The following is a 15987-nucleotide window of genomic DNA, read 5'->3' on the forward strand; positions in this document are numbered from 1 at the left end:
GCCATGCCCATGCTGCGAAGCCGACTGCACCTGCACAGTATGTGCTTGCTGCGAATGTGCTGAATAGAGGGACTCTCTCGGGCATTTAGCCGACCCCGCCACAACGTGTGGCGGGGTTTTTTGTTTTGATAGGGTCTTGGAGAGCCGCTTTTTTCAATCCATTGATGGAAACATCGGGTATTTCGTTGTCCTCGCTTGGCTTCTGGTGAGCGGGGATGTTTGAAGTGGTTCCGAACCTTGGACAGGTTTCGATCCACTTCAGTCCATATCGCAGCGAAAGGCAGGGAAATCGACCCGTCACTCTATGGTAAGCCCGAGGCCGAAGGAAGACGATTCAACTGTGAATCAATGGCTTAACGACTTCTAAAATCAGCCCGTTTACGAAAACCGCGATCCTTCCACTCATATTTCGATTTTTCATTATTAAGATCGTCTACGAATCCAGTGAGTTTCTTACCGGTGTCATCCGCTAAAAATTCGTTTGCGACAGCCAAGTTGATGATCGACTTGAGCTCGTTTGCTGACTTCGAGGCGGCGAATCTTTTCAAAATCCTAGCCTTTGCAGAGTGCGGGATGACCCCTAGAAAGCCCCAAAATCTATAGCGGATGATAACAACTATACCCATGACTATTGAGGCGATCAAAAGCACTTCAATCGAGGTGATCCATGAGTAAAAGGAGGTCACCTTCGACCCCCAGCCATGGATAGTATCAGAGACATGGTCATATATGCGCTCAAACCAGTTACGATATTCGGAGATCTTCACATATCCGCCATACTCGTTAGCTTTGACTTCAAAAACGATCTCCTCATTCAATGAGTCCGTGAGGATGTTTAACAATGAAGAGCCAGTGGAATAACGATTTTCAATCTTCATTGGGCGATTGAGGATATCATCGTGCAGATTAACCTCTAGAGAGTAGTATTGAGACAACTGATCTAAGATCTCTTTCATGGGCACCTCAATGATGCGTGGCCCGGACACCCCCCTCACATTTACAACAGCGATAGCTGCTGCAAAAACGAAGCCCAGTAGCAGAGTGAGGACGAAAAGCAATTTCACCTTCATGACCCCAAGTCTCCTATGGGATCGGTTTTCGCTTCATTTGGTTTTTCCGGCTTGAATATCTTTAAATTACGCGGGCGGGCCAAATGCCGGAGCTTCCTTCGGTAGAGTCCCATATCATGATAGCGATCAATTCGGCGATAGGAGTCCGGCATAGTTATGATTGATATCAGGCGCTTAATTCGCTGGCCCAAGTCGAAATTCGTGAAGGTCTTAAAGGTGAATTCACCATCTTTATCCTCGGTAGCATTAGCCATGTATCTCAAGTCACCCGCATGAAGGTATCCCTGACGTTTCGTCGCGAATTTTCGGAACCATAAAAAGAATGAAGGGAAAAGAAATGTAGATAGCACCTGGTTTATAAACTTCAGCACGGCCACATGTTCTTTAGAAGGTGGGAGTAAGGTGACCGGATCAAACGAGTTTACGACCCGGTATATAGGGGTATAAAACTCCTGGAAAAACTCATAATTACCCAGGCGAGGCGCTCCAAAGGTGTAGCAAGCAGCCAGGTTATCTTTGGGTTGGAAATAAGCACATAAGACTGCGAGCGCTCCTCCGAGAGAATGACCGGTAAGGTAGAGCGGGTATTCTCGAACGCACTTCAGTTGTTCGTTTATGTCCGTTTCTGCATTCTTGTAGCTCCTCCAAATTCCTCGATGCACTTGTGGAGGTACTTTTTCATCTGGTCGCTTCGCTCTTACATCCTCGAGCTTTGCATCGACATTATTGAGCCAGTCTACAGCAGAGGTGGAGCCCCTGAAGGCGATCACTGCAAACCGATGGTCAGGATTATCCGGGTCATCGTAGGTCGCTAAAAAGGCCTCGGTGTCGTTAGTAGGATCCCCCTCATCATTAAAGATGGTCGCCTGCAATTTTAAGCCAGCTAGCCCCAGGATTTCCTCAAGCTTAGACGCATCGCCTCTATTTTCAGACCATCGTGACTTAAGCTCTGAGAGGCGCACCTCGATTGTTTTCGGATCGGAAATTTCCGCCAAGTCTTCGGCCAGCTTGAACACTGACTCTTCCGTGGCTTGTTCGAAACGTATATAAGCCGCATCTGCTAAGATCGCCATGAGCCATGCGGTTCGATTGCTAAATGCGGCACGCTGGGTCGGGTAATGAGCTCCATTTTGGCCGAGCTCCTTTGCATTTTCTAACAGGTTTTTCTCATCTGGCATGCCGGATTGATAGCAGGATCTGTGAAAATCTCTTTTCAGATCTCATAGGCTACGAAGCGGATCATCGGAGAGAGTGTTGTAAGATAGATCCTGCTTCATCTCTGATTAAATGGCTGCGCCTCTTTTTTTCTCCCAAACTCTAACTTCACGAAACGATCGGGGATGCTGCATCTTTCCCGATTACTGTGGTCCATTCCCGGACATGCCAAGAAGTCACGAGTCTATTGGTGACATAAGGATCTGCCTTTGCATAAGATTCCGCGGCCTCGGGGGAATCCCCTTTAAACACCAGTGCGGCTCCGTCAGCTGGGTCTGCAAAGGCACCACCCAAGAATAACTCGCCTCGATCGATAGCGGCTTTTGCTAGGGAGAGGTGCTCATCCCGGTAGACTCCGCGTCGCTCGAGATAGTCAGACGCATATTTATAGAAGAGTATGTAATGCATGAGCTAGGTGTATTTATCATCTGGTTCCGCTGAGACCTTCTTAGCTGGGGTACGTTTCTTTGCTGCTGTCCTCTTTTTGGCAGGGCTTTTCTTGGGGGCTGTTTTCTTTTTTGCCGGGGTCTTTTTCTTGGCTGGCGTGCGTTTTTTAGGAGCGGCTGTGTCGGTTTTTGAGGGGGCTTTTTGTTGAGCTGAGTCGCTGGCTTTCAGTTCTGACGAAGCAGATTTTTTAGCGGGTGCCTTCTTCTTGGCGGCAGATTTTTTGGCAGGGCGTTTTTTGGGTGCAGGCTCATCGGCTGAATCTGTTTCTATGGGGGTTTTTTCTTCCTCAACGGTTTTGTTATTGGGCTCTTTCTTTTCCTCGGGCTGTGGGGTGTCACGTTGCTGGGAGCGACGTTCTTTCCAGCGTCGTCGGCGTTCGCGGTTGCGCTGTTGTTTGCGATTGGGAGTCGATTCGTCAGAGCTTCCTTTTTCTTGATTTGACGGGGATGAATCGTCGTCTTTGTCGGTTGAGTTAGTATCGCGGGTGTCGGGCTTCCGACCACGTCCGCCGCGGCCGCGCGAGCGTGATTTTGGCTGGGCCTCGACGCGGGCTTCAAATTCTTCTTCAGCCGCTTCGTCGTATTCTAGGGACTCGACTAGGCTGGTGTAGGTGACGGGTTCGTCGCTGGGTTTGGAGTTTTTGCGCTGGGGCTTGAGTGTGGGGATGAGTTCAGGTTCGCGCCGGGTTTTGTCCGGGGGCGGAAGTTGGACGCTGCTGTAGCTGCCTGGTTTCAGGACTGTGCGCGCGAGAGGAGCTGGGCCCTTAGGGGTGCGGGGGCGGAGGTAGATTTCTGTTGCGAAGTTGCCCTCGCGTCCGATCACCAATTGTTCCAGCACGTCGGCTACGGCTTCGGGGTCGATGCGGTTTTGGGAGTCGATGTGTTGTTTTACATCCGCCTCAGCACTTTGTTCAGAAGAGTCGCTTTCCGTGACGAAGAACTCGGTGTGGAGCATTGTGATTCTGAGGCCTGAGTCGTGGTTCTGACGCTGTAGAGCCTCAAATGCGGCTTTGAGCGGACTCAGCGTCGCGAGAGACAGGACGGGCTGGCTTTCCTCAACGGCTTGTGATGGGCACACATAGAGCAAGTTGCCGTGCGTCTGGTTGAGGTCTTCGATGCAGAGCCGTGCGACGAAAAGTGGAAGAGCCGTATGGAGCTTTAAAAAGAGTTCGAGCTCTTCGGGTGCAATGCGGTTAAACTCAGTTTGCTGGGGTAAGTAGTTGCTGGTGAACGCGACCACTGAAAGGCATGCGCCGGCCTCGTGGATCTTTCCGATGGCGTCGTGCACCGCGCTGAAGTCTGCCAGATCGATCTCGAGTTTTATAAACGACTTGTCGTCGATCCCACTCGCTGAGAAATCGCGTCCGAGGGCAAAGACTCGAAATCCAATTTTAAGAAGGCGCCGACAGAGGCCTTCACCAAGGCGCGAATCGGCGCCGATCACTAAAGCTTGATCCATTGATCTGTAAAAGGGGGTTAACCGACGGCCACGGGGACTCGGGGAAATGCTTCCTCGAGTCTATCCTGTATGAACGTGACGACGGATTGGTGGTGCTCATTTTTGAGAGAAACGAGGCCAGATTTGCGTTCGAGTTGCTGGAAGTAAAGATCTGAATCGGGACGCTGTTTACGTATGGTCTTGAAGGTGTCGAGGCCCATGCGGAACGTGCCTAGGCTGAAGCTATCCAGCTCTTCTGCTTGGAAGCTGGATTGGACTGCATCGAGCAGCTCGGTATAGGCGGATTCCCAGCCCTCGATGGGAATCGCGGGATCGATGCAGAGGCGGACGCGCCATCCGGCATCCCGCGCGGCACGTGCCGCCTTGAGGCGACGTTTTGGAGAGGCAGTCCAAGATTCGTAGCGGCGATAGACGCGATCGGGCGACAGAGTCCAGGCCAGCAGAATCGAGGGGTCGGGTTGGATGTCTGAGATGACACGGAAGTTGGAAGACTTGGTGCGGATCTCTATCTCCAGATCGCTCCGCGCACGCGCCGCTTCGATCCAGAACCGCGAAACGGGGAACAGGTGTTCAAAGCCAAGTAGGTCTGTGTTGTAGGAGAGGGCTAGGTAAAGGGGTTGGCTGGTATCGCTCCGCTCAGGAATCGCCTGGTCTACGGCTTCTAGTATGTCTTCTTGGTTCACGTAGAGGACAATGTTTCCAGACGGGTAGAGTCCTTGGAGAAAGCAATAATCGCAGTTGTAGAGGCAATTCGCGATGGGGGTGTTGTAGGTGAAATTAGTATAACCAAAGTCTTGGGCTTGTTCACTCCCGTCATAGAGGTAGGGGGCTTCTTTATATGCCAGGATAAGCTTCATGCTCTTCTTCTGGCTTTGGAAGTGTTGTCCGGGTCGGTTGAATACGTCTTTGTAATGATCAACGGGTATCCAGATTGCCTCTGGGAATTTCTCGGCTACATGTTTTCCCAGTCTAGTATTCCGCGTTTCCGGTTCGTGGTAGATGTGGGAGAATCTAGAGGTTGTGGAACTCATCAAGTAAACGGGCACAGCGTGCGTTACGTGCACTAGGTTGAGAGGAACTGAGGGCTTTGATCGGCTGAGCAAGGCGTTTTGCGACTGCATCAGCATTGCGTAGCAAAGCCCCGTGCACAGCTTCGCGCAACTGGCTGCTTTGGCTTTGGGTGAGGCGTAGTGTGTGAGCCGCCAGTTCAATCCATTGTAGGTGACTGTTCTGTAGAGGGTTGGGGCAAGGCGGCGCTATCTTTCGTGCTTGTGCTCGGTATGCTTCGACGGGTTCAAAGGCTGTGCTAACGAGTGATCGAACTTCGCCTACATCCAGACGTTTCGATCCATAGTCGGAGAGGAGTTTAAGGCAGTGAAAGTGGTGCGTGGGTAGGAAGCGTCGAGCGGCTTGAAAAAACGCCGATGCTTCCATGTCGACCCAGCCCTGCGCGCCCGGCGTTTGATGGGTGACAATTTGGTCGTGAGTGGTAAGCGCGGATTCCGGGATGTCGGTCTGAACGAGTCGGTCTGGGTAAAAAGATCGGCCGGTGGCCTGCTCATCAATACGATGGATGAGGCGAAGGGTTCCGCGTTTTGGAGGTGTCCCGTCCGTATCGATGAATCCTGCCAGGCCAAAGTTGATAACTACATCGGGTAGGTCAGGGCTCACTAGATGCGGCCATATTGCTAGGGTCTGAGTCAAAGCAGTCGCCATAGCGATGCGACCAGTTCCCGTGATCAAGACTGCGGTTTGCTGTTCGGCGTTGAGGAACAATTCCAGTTTGCCTGAGCTGTTATGTTTTATCAGTTCGAGGCGATTGAGCCAGGGTTCGGCCTCGATCCGTAGTGCTGTTACGATGAGGTCCAATTCAGGTGTTTTGCGCGATGTATTTTGCGACCTGTTTCGGAAAGTCTGGTCCGCCGTAGACGAAGCCTGTGTAAAGCTGGATAAGGGACGCACCGGCCTTGATCTTTTCCAGGGCGTCCTCGGGGGTCATGATGCCACCCACTCCGATTATGGGGAGCTGCCCTTTGGTTTTTTGGGCGATAATCGAGATGATCTCGGTTGCACGATCCGTGAGCGGCTTGCCGGACAAGCCTCCTGCTTCATCGACCCTCGAGAAAGGACCTGGACGAGCGAGCGTCGTATTTGTGGCGATGATGCCGTCAAACCCATGTTGCTGGAGGGCATCGAGGATGACATCCAATTCCTCCTCAGTAATGTCGGGAGCAATTTTCAGGAAAATGGGAAGGGCGCGTTCAATCGTCTCGGATACCTGCGTGCGCGATCCTACGATCGGGCCTAATAAATCGTTTAAGTAAGAGGCTCCCTGCAGATCGCGGAGCCCTTGGGTATTGGGGCTACTGATATTGATGGTGATATAGTCAGCAAGGGGGCCCAGAGCTTCGATGCCTTTAACGTAGTCTTGAGTGGCTTGGTCCAGGGGAGTGACTTTTGCCTTTCCTAGGTTGACGCCAAGAATGCCTCGTCGTGTTGCTCTGGAAAAATTCTTTTCGAGGCGGTGGCGCATGGCTGCCGCTCCTTTGTTATTAAAACCCATGCGATTGATAAGGCCTTGCTCCTCGGGGAAGCGGAACATGCGTGGCTTGGGATTTCCCGGCTGCCCGTCAGGCGTTACCGTGCCGACTTCGACATGACCAAAACCCAGGGCAGTAAAACCAGGTGCGCAGCGGCCATCTTTATCCATGCCCGCCGCGAGTCCGACGCGATTTGGAAACTCGATACCCGCGACGGTCACTGGATCTTTCACAGTGTAGAGGGCTTCCATCAATTTGAGCACGGGCGGTATGGCAGATACCCGCTCCATCCAATCGATGGCCCATTCGTGAGCCACCTCGGGATCGTTCCGGAATAGGTATGGGCGGATGACGGATGAGTAGAGCATAATTTAGATAGAGTCTTCACAATCGCCATAGGTGCGTCCATGCAAAAGCGAGTTGGTCGGTATCCTACAGTGATGGGGCTTTGCAGTGTTGTTTTGATCCGCGAATATACGCTAATGAACGCGAATTTTTTAGTTTGTGGAATGCGGTTTTTTAACGGCAAGTCGCTGAGCAACGGACTGGCAATTTAGGCTGACTATGAGTGTTTGGCAGGAAACTCTCGTTGGGTTTTGCGGTAACGGCCAGGTGTTATTCCGGTGATTTGTTTAAATCGCTTGGCGAGGTGAAATTCGTCAGTGAAGGCGTAACGCTCAGCGAGTTGAGCAAGATTGATATCTGTCGAAATAAGCTCTCGTGCGACCTGCTCCATTAAAAATCGTGACCGGTAATTGTGCGGAGAGACTCCAGTAGCTACTTTGAACTTTTTTCTGAAGTGCTCGTAAGACAGATGAACCGATTGGGCTACTGCCTGGTAGTCAATTTGTTTCCCAGGCTGAGCCCGGAGAGCCTGAATTGAGCTTTGCAGCCATGGCTCAGGGTGGCCTCTTCTCATCCAAAGATCGCTCAATATTTGGAGTAGGTTGAGCACTTCGGTTGTGAGGGTGTGTGGTGTTATGTCAGCCGAGTCTTTTACAAGAGATTGTATGCGTTCTTTCCAGTGAGAAACAGGCTCAGCGATAGTAATCGGTTGGAGTGGGTCGAAGCGCCCTTGATTTCTCCAGAGGTCAAACACCGGTCCTATAAATATAACATAGGTTTCTGACCAGCTATCGCCATCGGGCTGATAGCTGTGGGGGAGTCCAGGTTGAACAACAAAGGCTGTGCCGGGATCAACACGCCAAGACTGTTCGGACTGACGCAACTCTCCTGTTCCGCTTTCAACCAACACTAGAGCGTATCGATCCCAAGTGCGCGGCATATTATGAGGAATACCGCGGTTCTTGTGGAGATGTGCAATGCGAGTGATTGCACCGAACGAGAGATCTAGATTTTTTTCGAGGCGGAAAAACACTATGTCAATGATATGACCAGAATATACAAAAAAAAGATCATAATCATCATGTTTTTCATTCCTTGAAATTGATACCTTTTAGGGATGAAAAAATACCCGGAAGAATCTGTGACTATCTCCCAAGGTGTTCAGCTTGAAGGTATGGCTGATCTAATCGAAGATACTGATTATATTTTTAATAAGAAGAAACTTAAAATACTTCTGGATGAAAAAGGATATCTGTTTATACGTGGGTTTCATCCACGTAAAGAAGTAGAATTTGCTAAGAATCAGGTTCTCGAAATTCTCCATGAAGCAGGCAAATTAGCCGTCGATTCAGATTGGCATGCTGGTAAATTTAGAGCACCCCATAATTTACTTGGAAAGAAAGTTCCCGGCGTTGAAGCACTGCTCTATGGAAAACGCACTATGCAGTTCTTTGATGATCTCTTTGGGGAGCCTTCGCGCCATTTTGACTTCACTTGGCTGCGTGCGATGCCTCCAAAGATGGCCTCTAAACCGCATTGTGACATTGTCTATATGGGTCGCGGAACAGATGAGCTCCTCACGACATGGACACCACTAGATGATATCTTTAGGACGGAACTCGGCGGTCTTATGATCTTGGAGAACTCGCATCAGACCTCGGCAAAGCGAGGGAGTTACCTCGATCTGGATGTTGATAGCTACTGCGAGAATTCTGCGAAGGCTCAAGCACGCATCAAAGCAGGAGAGCCCATTCATAGGGCAGGGCATTTGGGTGCGCATCCCCAAAGTCTGCCCCGGCGTCTGGGGGGCCGTTGGCTTACAGCGGACTTTGAAATGGGAGATCTCTTAATTTTTGGAATGAAGATAGTCCATTGCTCGCTTGATAACCAGTCCGACCGTTTCCGTATATCCGTAGATTCTCGTTATCAACCTGCTTCGCAAGCGATCGATGAGAGATGGATTGGCGAAAAACCTATTGGGCATTCACTAGCTGGGGCACGTGGTCGCGTGTGTTAGCTCTTCGCAGCGTTGCGAGTTTTACTGTTGGGCGTTAGTTGGGGTGAGGACTGATGTAGGTCGAGTGGCAAACAATTACAGCCTTTTTGGCAATTGAAGTCGTGAGTATTTTGGCTGGTGCTATCGGCAATTGTATATACATAGATATATATGAAAAATATATCTATCAATGTATCAGAACCTGTTTATCGAGATTTTCAGGCTTATGCGCGAAAGGTAGATCGCAAGGCTTCGGAACTCATTCGTGAGGCTATGGAAATGTATCACGCTGAGCGGATTAACACACAGCCTCATGAGAGCGTTCTTGCCATGGCACCTATGGATTTGGGGGAAATGCGGGTGGATTCTGTGTTTGAGGGAGATATTCTCGATGAAATGTCGGAGATCTAGGTGGTGAAGTCGAATTCTCGAATAGTAGGTTTGGATACCACAGCCCTGGTTGCCTTCCATATTGCCAGTCATCGTCATCATACGGAGGCACGCGACGCTGTCTCTAGCATTGTAAAGGGTGGCGGACGTCTGGCGCTCTGCCCGGTAGTCCTTGATGAATTTGTTCATATCACAACAGACGTGCGTCGATTCGAGCGGCCGCTTTCGATGTCTGTTGCAGTCAATTGTCTCGATCGCATGCTTTCTGGGAAGGAAACGATGTTGGTATTGCCCACTCAGTCTTCCGTGGCTCAACAGTGGGGCTGGATGACTGAACATCGCCTGGGGCGGAAGCGGATTCACGACACGGAGATTGCCGCAATCTACTCTGGCCAGGGGATTCGGGAAATTATGACAACGAACGAACGGGATTTTAGGATTTTCGACGGTTTCACTATCCTCGATTGGATCCATGCATGAACAACGGGTTCCAGTGGCACGCTGCGTCGGCGAAGTTAAGCAAGCGAAGTCAGCGCACGAGGTAGCGGTTTACTATTGAAATGCCGCTGAGCATGGCACCGACGATGCCGAGGAATCCTTGGTCCGTTCCGGCGATGAAGACATTATCCAGGTGGGTCAGGCCGTCTTTACGTTTTTCGGTGCTGCCATAGATGGCACCGCCTAGGTGGCCCGTGAAGCGCTCGACGGTGAGTGGGGTGAACATGTCGGTATCGAGGATATGATCGGCAAAATTTTCAGGAGCCGGTTGGGCTAGATAGGGCTGGATTGCGGTTTGGAGCTGAGTGTATCCGACTTCTTTGGCTGCTGCATAGGCGTCGGGATCCAGGGCTTTCCAGCGATCGTAATGGGCTAATGCTGTTACGCGAAGGAGGCCTTCTTCGAGCTGCTGACCGTCGGCGTATTGGTAGTTGTTTGGGAAGCAGATGACGCCACTGCGAGGATCGATGAGACCGGTTTCGGGAGACTGGTAGTCAAAGCGTTCGGCATCGTTGAAGAAGATGATCGTCTCATCCCAACCTAGGTCTTTGGGCTGTTGGTCAAGGACGGTGATGGTTTCGCAAAAGGAAAGCTTGCCGATGGCTTCAGCGCCCGAGTCTTTAGGTTGGTCGGAGCAGAGGCGTGCTGTTTCTACCATGCCAGCAGTGGAGACAATGTTGTCTGCCGTGATGGTGCTGCCGTCAACCAGATCCAAAGCTTGGGCGCGGGGACCGTCGGTGTGGATCTGCTTCACTCCGAGGCGCATACGGCGCTCGCCACCGAGGTTGGCATATTTCTGGGTAAGCGCTCTGATGATTTGGCGGACACCCGCGAAGGGCCGTGCGAAGCCTTCGAGAAAGAGGGCGCTAAACATGATGACGAACTGGCCTAGATCGATGTCATTTTCCCGTGAGCTGCCGTAGTAACAGATTGGGCAGTAGAGCATGTGGCGCAACAGGGTATCGCTGATAAATTCGGCCACTACAGGATCAGCCGAGCGCTCGCCAGCATCGAGGTCGGTGGCATCGAAGGTTTTGACAAATTCGACCAGACGTCGAAAGCCGTCGATTTGATCGGGGAAGGCTGCTTCTACCTCGGACTCAAGGACGGCGATGTCATTTGAAAAATGGAGATCTACACCGGGAAATGCGATGCGGGAGCCGCATTGTTCACTCAGGTCGAAGGCGTCTCGTGGGATCCGGAGTTGGCGAAAAATTTTGGCGAGAGGGGTGCCTTTGACGCCTGCCGAGACGTAATTCGTCATAGCATGTAGACCCACGTCGTAGCGGCGTTTACGTAGGCTGTAGAACGAATTTAGCCCTCCCGGGGCCTCGTGTCGTTCGAGAATCAGGCAGGGCTTGTCGGCAAGCGCGAGACGGATGCCAGCGGCGAGTCCGGCCATGCCGGCGCCGATAATGACGGTGTGGTAGTGCTGTCGCTTCAGCGTAGCCAAGGGAGGCGGACGCTGGAAATTAGGAGGCGGCCTTCGCGAGAAACTTGGGCGTCAGGTAGGTCGCACAAGACTCGAGGCTGGCTAGCTCTGGATAGTCTGCTTCAGGGACTTCAATCCCGTGTTGTTTGCGCAGTTCCATGACGATGTCGAGGAAATCCATGGAATCCAGGTCAAGCTGGTCGCGGAGGCGCACTTCGTCCTTGAGGTCAGATGTATCCTCGTCCGGAGCGATTTCTTCGATGATGTCTTTTACGATTTGTTTGACGTCTTCTTCTGTCATTTTCTGAAAAGTGTGAGGGATGCGCGGTTGACCGGTTGGGTCGATGTTCAGCGTTATTCTTCGAATTTGGCGATGATGAGGGCGGAATTAATCCCGAGCATTCCAAAGGAGTTGTTGAGGATACGCGTCACGGAGTCGCGTTGTTCGGGCACGTTCTTCACGAGCGTGGGAAGATCGCAGGTGGGGTCAAGGTCAACAATGTTGATGGTCGGGTGTATCAGTCCGTCTTCAAGTGAGGGGAGATTTCCTGCTAATTCGAGGGCACCGGCTGCTCCCATGGCGTGGCCGATATAGCTCTTGGTGTTGTTGACTGCGGTTGTGGGCGAGTCGCCGAAAACATCGCGAATGGCCACACACTCTTGGATGTCGCCTTGTGGGGTGGACGTAGCGTGGGTGCTCACGAGGTCGATATCCATTGGCTCCAGGTTCGCTCGTTTCAATGCCTGGCGCATGCAGACTGCCTGTTGCACGGGGTTGGGTAATACGTAGTCGCTGGCATCGGAATTGATGCTGTATCCGACGATCTCTGCTATAATCGGAGCACCGCGCTCGAGTGCGTCTTCAAGGCGTTCCAGCACATACACTGCGCCACCTTCGCTGACTACGATCCCGTTGCGACCTTGGTCAAATGGGCGTGAGGCTAGGGTAGGGTCTTCGTGCTCAGCGAGGGCGCCTTGGCTCTTGAATCCAGCAAAAATCCCGAAAGTATGAATGCTCTCCGAAACGCCACCGGCCAGGGCCACATCGACTTCACCGAGCTGGAGCATCTGTAAGCCTTGGATGATGCCGGCGTTTCCTGCAGCGCAGGCAGCACCAATAGCATAGTGTGGTCCGGTGATCCCCATGTTAATGGTCACCTCCCCAGCGGGATTATTGGCGACGGTGCGGGGATTGTGGTGATGGCTCCAATACTTGGTTTCGTATTCGAACTGAGAAATGTTGTAGACTTCGTTCTCTGTTTCGACGTTACCGTGCTCGGTGGTGCCGATGTAGACGCCAACGCGTTCTTTGTTAAAGTTTTCCCAATCGAGTTGGCTATTCGCGACAGCTTCGTGGCAACAGTAAATGGAGATGCTGCCAGCTCGTGTGCCGATGCGGACTTCTTTGCGTTTCTGGTATTTATAGGGATCGAAATGACAAACGCCGGCAGGGACTTTCCCCATGTAGCGCATGTCGATCAGCTCGACACCGCTTTTTCCAGCTAAAAGGTTTTTCCGATAAGTAGCCAGGTCGTTTCCTAGAGGAGAGGTTAGGCCTAGACCTGTGATCACTATGCGACTGCGTTCCATCGATTCCAAAAGACAAGCAAAAGCATGGATTTGCTGAGGGGTGTCAACGGCGAAGCGATAAAGGCGGGTTTGCGGTTGAGGTTTGGAACGTTAGATGATCTTTAGTTTCAGAAACGTCTCTTAGAGACTTTCTGGAACTCTCGGATATGGTCGAAAAACATTGCTTTGGAATCTACGCGCAAAGCTGATGAAGGATATGGGCATCTTCTGCCAATGCTTCAGATGAGTTATTGCGAACAAACTCGAGAAGTAAAAAATGAGTTCGAGGTGAGTCTTTGAGATACTCTATCCATGCTTGCCATGGTTTGATGCCTTCAGATAAAGCGCGCCGTTTGGGTGGATCGTTCCGCCAATGAAAAACGTGAAGGTTGAGGAGCCATTCATCCAGCTGACCAATTTGGTTGAGGCCACATTCTGCTGACGTGTCTGGAAATGGCTGCCAAAGCGAAAATAGATTCGGGTGATTTACGTCTTTTAAAAACTCAGAAGTAGATTCTGGGGTGTCCGCGAGGGTATTTAAGTGATACTCTAGCGCGACTTTGATGCCGTGATTGCTAGCAAGATCGCAGATGCGATAGCAGTCTTCAGCTAATTTGGAGCGCTGAGCATCGTCGATTTCCGCTGAACTTTGGTTACCGGTCCATACGCGAATAGAAGGAGCGCCCAGAGCAACCGCAGTTTCTAGGACCGTACGGAACGGTAGACCCTCTGCTTCACTTACTCCACACTTGTAGTAGGAACCGTAAGCAGCGACGGAGAGACCGGCATCTTGGGTTTGTTTTGCGATGTCCTGCGCCTGTGTGATTTTACCATGCGGCACGTGGATATCGCCACCCCACTCGATGGCTTTGAGTCGGTTAGTCTTACAGATCGTGATGATTTCTCTAGGCGTAAGGTTTCGAAAAGTGATGGATACCAGGCCGGGAATTAGCATAAAAAGGAATGAGTTTGTGCCTAGGCACTGCGGAGGAATTGTGTGTGGCTTATCTGGTAGCTGAGAGGACGTCCCGCCAGATAGTTTTCCAGGTCCTGTTGCATATAATATCCCATACGATGACACTCGCGGCCATGAGAACCAGAGATATGTGGTGTTAGAAAAACATTGGGGAGTTTTCTAAGAGGTGAGTCTGGAGGTGCAGGCTCTGGAAAGGTTACATCAAGTAGGGCCTGGATGTCCGGGCGTTCTGTTAGAGCACGGATCATTTCAGGTTCATTAATGACGGATCCGCGAGAGGTATTGATAAAAACACTCCCGCGCGGCATGGACGCAAGCAGGGGATAACCGATCAGCCCAAAAGTTTCTGGGAGCTCAGGTGTATGGACAGAGACTGCATCACAGGTCTTAAACAGGGTGTCCAGATCCACCATATTTACTCCGAGTCGATCTGCATCACTCCGAGAGACGAAGGGATCATAAGCGAATACTTCCAGATCAAAGGGCTGGAGCCTTTCTGCTACCAAACGTCCGATATTCCCGAGTGATACAATGCCCACCTTGGCCTGGTATGTTCTGGTATAGGGGATCTCACGGATTCGCGTATGTTTCTCACCATGGTGTAGGCCTACAGTCTGAAAGGCCTGCTTAAGGCCAAGGATGATCTGCGCTAGGGTAAAGTCGGCCACAGGTATTGCGTTCGCGGACACGGCAGAGCAGATAGGGATTTGTCGATCCCAGAAGGCATCCGAAGTTATCGATCGGACGGTGCCTGCTCCGTAAAGAACGAGCTCGAGGTTGGGAATTTTACTCAGTAGGTCCGAGTCTAAACACGGTGAACCCCAACCACCCAGGATGATTTGGCACTGTTCCAAATCATCCTCCGTAGCCCGTTTCCAATCTCCGTCATGACGGAATGGGTCAGACCATGAGTAGGAGCTGAACACTTTGCGGACCTCCGGACCGTATATTTTCTCGGCTGAATCTGCTGAAAGGAGGGCGAGAATGTGGCGCTGTGTAGACATTACTATTAAAAAGTGACCTTAGAAGTTGCATGCAATTAAAAATTGGCAATGGATTGCATGCAACAAATGAAAACGACATCGAATAACTCAGATTTAAACACGGTTCATGGGTGGCAAGAGCAGATCAAGCCACGTCGACAAATTGAGGGCATGGCGGCTTGTTTGCTTCCTTTCGAAGCTGACGGTGGCGTGGCTTGGGATGCATTCGCGCAGGCTCTCGTGCGCACTCGCGACGCCGGCCTCGCCTGCGCGATCAACATGGACACCGGTTACGCTAATCTGATCTCGGATGCTGAGCGGGCTGAAATCCTCGATTTTGCTGCAGGTGTTTTGGGTGACGCAGGTTTTGTCGCGGGCGTATTTGTTGAGGGCAAGGAGGGCGATTTAGTGGGACTCTATCGCGATCAGGCGGATGCGATCGTTGCTAAAGGAGGGACTCCGATTCTTTTCCAGACGACAAGATTTCATTCATGGAGCCCTGATGAGGTGATTAATCTGTATTCGGAAATTTGCCGAGGTTATCCAGCAGTCATTGGCTTTGAGCTAGGCAAAATATTCGCCCCGAATGGTATGATCTATGACGAAGAGACTATCCGAGGCCTCATGTCGATACCTGAGCTTAAGGGTATCAAGCACTCTTCGCTCGATCGTAAAATCGAGCTGAACCGCTTGGCATTACGTGATGCAGTGCGACCGGATTTCAGGATCTACACGGGTAACGACCTGGGAATTAATATGATTGAATACGGCTCTGATTACTTGCTTGGCTTGGCGGCATTCTGCCCTGAGAAATTTGCTGAGCGGGATCGTCTGTGGGCTGCGGGTGATTCGAGCTACTATGAGCTCGCGGACGCATTGCAATACCTCGGGAATATTGCATTCCGCCATTCAGTTCCTGCGTATAAGCATAGCTGTGCGGTCTTCCAACACCTGCTCGGTAGAATTCCGACGGATAAAACGCATCCTGAATCACCCGCGCGCCCTGAGTGGGAAGTAGGCATTTTGAAGGACTGCGCGTTACGTCTGGGTTACGAGATAGCGTGAGCT

General features: G+C 51.4%; 17 protein-coding genes. 4 read left to right on the forward strand and 13 right to left on the reverse strand.

Translation table 11 applies throughout. From position 1 onward, the window contains the following. Positions 1–353: 353 nt before the first annotated feature. The 8 genes from HRU10_01620 to HRU10_01655 all read right to left on the reverse strand — a co-directional run bounded on the left by HRU10_01620 (position 354) and on the right by HRU10_01655 (position 8015). Positions 354–1070, reverse strand: coding sequence for a hypothetical protein (locus tag HRU10_01620; GenBank protein NRA25930.1), 717 nt, complete (start codon positions 1068–1070; stop codon positions 354–356). Continuing rightward, positions 1067–2248, reverse strand: coding sequence for a lipase family protein (locus tag HRU10_01625; protein ID NRA25931.1), 1182 nt, complete (start codon positions 2246–2248; stop codon positions 1067–1069). Before HRU10_01625 ends, HRU10_01620 begins: the two co-directional genes overlap by 4 nt. A 145-nt stretch (positions 2249–2393) precedes the next feature. Beyond that, a complete protein-coding gene (locus tag HRU10_01630) occupies positions 2394–2693 on the reverse strand; it encodes a YciI family protein (GenBank protein ID NRA25932.1) in 300 nt (99 codons plus the stop codon). 3 nt (positions 2694–2696) lie between these two features. Continuing rightward, the gene (locus HRU10_01635) at positions 2697–4190 is read right to left on the reverse strand and encodes a hypothetical protein (protein NRA25933.1); all 1494 of its coding nucleotides are present in this window, start codon (positions 4188–4190) and stop codon (positions 2697–2699) included. Between the two features lie 17 nt (positions 4191–4207). Then, the gene (locus HRU10_01640; protein ID NRA25934.1) at positions 4208–5221 is read right to left on the reverse strand and encodes a DNA photolyase; all 1014 of its coding nucleotides are present in this window, start codon (positions 5219–5221) and stop codon (positions 4208–4210) included. Beyond that, the gene (locus tag HRU10_01645) at positions 5202–6059 is read right to left on the reverse strand and encodes a hypothetical protein (GenBank protein ID NRA25935.1); all 858 of its coding nucleotides are present in this window, start codon (positions 6057–6059) and stop codon (positions 5202–5204) included. Before HRU10_01645 ends, HRU10_01640 begins: the two co-directional genes overlap by 20 nt. 1 nt (position 6060) lies before the next feature. Next, entirely contained in the window at positions 6061–7098 is a 1038-nt protein-coding gene (locus tag HRU10_01650; GenBank protein NRA25936.1) for a quinone-dependent dihydroorotate dehydrogenase, read from the reverse strand. Between the two features lie 194 nt (positions 7099–7292). Beyond that, entirely contained in the window at positions 7293–8015 is a 723-nt protein-coding gene (locus tag HRU10_01655) for a helix-turn-helix transcriptional regulator (GenBank protein NRA25937.1), read from the reverse strand. Positions 8016–8192: 177 nt separating this feature from the next. Between HRU10_01655 and HRU10_01660 the strand changes: the two genes are divergently transcribed. From HRU10_01660 to HRU10_01670, 3 genes are all read left to right on the forward strand, one after another. Next, complete coding sequence (locus tag HRU10_01660) at positions 8193–9092, forward strand: phytanoyl-CoA dioxygenase family protein (protein NRA25938.1); 900 nt, start codon at positions 8193–8195, stop codon at positions 9090–9092. A 150-nt stretch (positions 9093–9242) separates the two neighbouring features. Further along, positions 9243–9482: a hypothetical protein gene (locus HRU10_01665; GenBank protein NRA25939.1), complete on the forward strand. Its 240-nt coding sequence runs from the start codon at positions 9243–9245 to the stop codon at positions 9480–9482. 30 nt (positions 9483–9512) lie between these two features. Continuing rightward, on the forward strand, positions 9513–9941 hold the full coding sequence (locus HRU10_01670) for a hypothetical protein (GenBank protein NRA25940.1): 429 nt from the start codon (positions 9513–9515) through the stop codon (positions 9939–9941). A gap of 49 nt (positions 9942–9990) precedes the next feature. Here the strand turns inward: HRU10_01670 and HRU10_01675 are convergent, their stop codons facing one another. From HRU10_01675 to HRU10_01695, 5 genes are all read right to left on the reverse strand, one after another. Continuing rightward, positions 9991–11412: an FAD-dependent oxidoreductase gene (locus tag HRU10_01675; protein NRA25941.1), complete on the reverse strand. Its 1422-nt coding sequence runs from the start codon at positions 11410–11412 to the stop codon at positions 9991–9993. A 19-nt stretch (positions 11413–11431) separates the two neighbouring features. After that, entirely contained in the window at positions 11432–11692 is a 261-nt protein-coding gene (locus HRU10_01680; GenBank protein NRA25942.1) for an acyl carrier protein, read from the reverse strand. A gap of 53 nt (positions 11693–11745) precedes the next feature. Beyond that, positions 11746–12981: a beta-ketoacyl-[acyl-carrier-protein] synthase family protein gene (locus HRU10_01685; protein NRA25943.1), complete on the reverse strand. Its 1236-nt coding sequence runs from the start codon at positions 12979–12981 to the stop codon at positions 11746–11748. Between the two features lie 172 nt (positions 12982–13153). Beyond that, positions 13154–13915 carry a sugar phosphate isomerase/epimerase gene (locus tag HRU10_01690; GenBank protein NRA25944.1) on the reverse strand — a complete coding sequence of 254 codons (762 nt, stop codon included), beginning with the start codon at positions 13913–13915 and terminating at the stop codon, positions 13154–13156. A 20-nt stretch (positions 13916–13935) separates the two neighbouring features. Next, positions 13936–14940, reverse strand: a complete 1005-nt coding sequence (locus HRU10_01695; protein NRA25945.1) for a hydroxyacid dehydrogenase — start codon at positions 14938–14940, stop codon at positions 13936–13938. Between the two features lie 66 nt (positions 14941–15006). On the opposite strand from HRU10_01695, the gene HRU10_01700 reads away from it, so the two are divergent. After that, positions 15007–15984 carry a dihydrodipicolinate synthase family protein gene (locus HRU10_01700; GenBank protein NRA25946.1) on the forward strand — a complete coding sequence of 326 codons (978 nt, stop codon included), beginning with the start codon at positions 15007–15009 and terminating at the stop codon, positions 15982–15984. The last annotated feature ends 3 nt before the right edge of the window (positions 15985–15987 follow it).

The sequence above is a fragment of the Opitutales bacterium genome (genome assembly GCA_013215165.1).
In the GTDB taxonomy this organism is placed as follows: domain Bacteria; phylum Verrucomicrobiota; class Verrucomicrobiia; order Opitutales; family JABSRG01; genus JABSRG01.

Bases quoted from the DNA above. Each gene is read 5' to 3' on its own strand.
- HRU10_01620 (NRA25930.1), bottom strand. From the start codon at position 1,070: ATGAAGGTGAAATTGCTTTTCGTCCTCACTCTGCTACTGGGCTTCGTT.
- HRU10_01625 (NRA25931.1), bottom strand. From the start codon at position 2,248: ATGCCAGATGAGAAAAACCTGTTAGAAAATGCAAAGGAGCTCGGCCAA.
- HRU10_01630 (NRA25932.1), bottom strand. From the start codon at position 2,693: ATGCATTACATACTCTTCTATAAATATGCGTCTGACTATCTCGAGCGA.
- HRU10_01635 (NRA25933.1), bottom strand. From the start codon at position 4,190: ATGGATCAAGCTTTAGTGATCGGCGCCGATTCGCGCCTTGGTGAAGGC.
- HRU10_01640 (NRA25934.1), bottom strand. From the start codon at position 5,221: ATGAGTTCCACAACCTCTAGATTCTCCCACATCTACCACGAACCGGAA.
- HRU10_01650 (NRA25936.1), bottom strand. From the start codon at position 7,098: ATGCTCTACTCATCCGTCATCCGCCCATACCTATTCCGGAACGATCCC.
- HRU10_01655 (NRA25937.1), bottom strand. From the start codon at position 8,015: ATGCCGCGCACTTGGGATCGATACGCTCTAGTGTTGGTTGAAAGCGGA.
- HRU10_01660 (NRA25938.1), top strand. From the start codon at position 8,193: ATGAAAAAATACCCGGAAGAATCTGTGACTATCTCCCAAGGTGTTCAG.
- HRU10_01665 (NRA25939.1), top strand. From the start codon at position 9,243: ATGAAAAATATATCTATCAATGTATCAGAACCTGTTTATCGAGATTTT.
- HRU10_01680 (NRA25942.1), bottom strand. From the start codon at position 11,692: ATGACAGAAGAAGACGTCAAACAAATCGTAAAAGACATCATCGAAGAA.
- HRU10_01685 (NRA25943.1), bottom strand. From the start codon at position 12,981: ATGGAACGCAGTCGCATAGTGATCACAGGTCTAGGCCTAACCTCTCCT.
- HRU10_01690 (NRA25944.1), bottom strand. From the start codon at position 13,915: ATGCTAATTCCCGGCCTGGTATCCATCACTTTTCGAAACCTTACGCCT.
- HRU10_01695 (NRA25945.1), bottom strand. From the start codon at position 14,940: ATGTCTACACAGCGCCACATTCTCGCCCTCCTTTCAGCAGATTCAGCC.
- HRU10_01700 (NRA25946.1), top strand. From the start codon at position 15,007: ATGAAAACGACATCGAATAACTCAGATTTAAACACGGTTCATGGGTGG.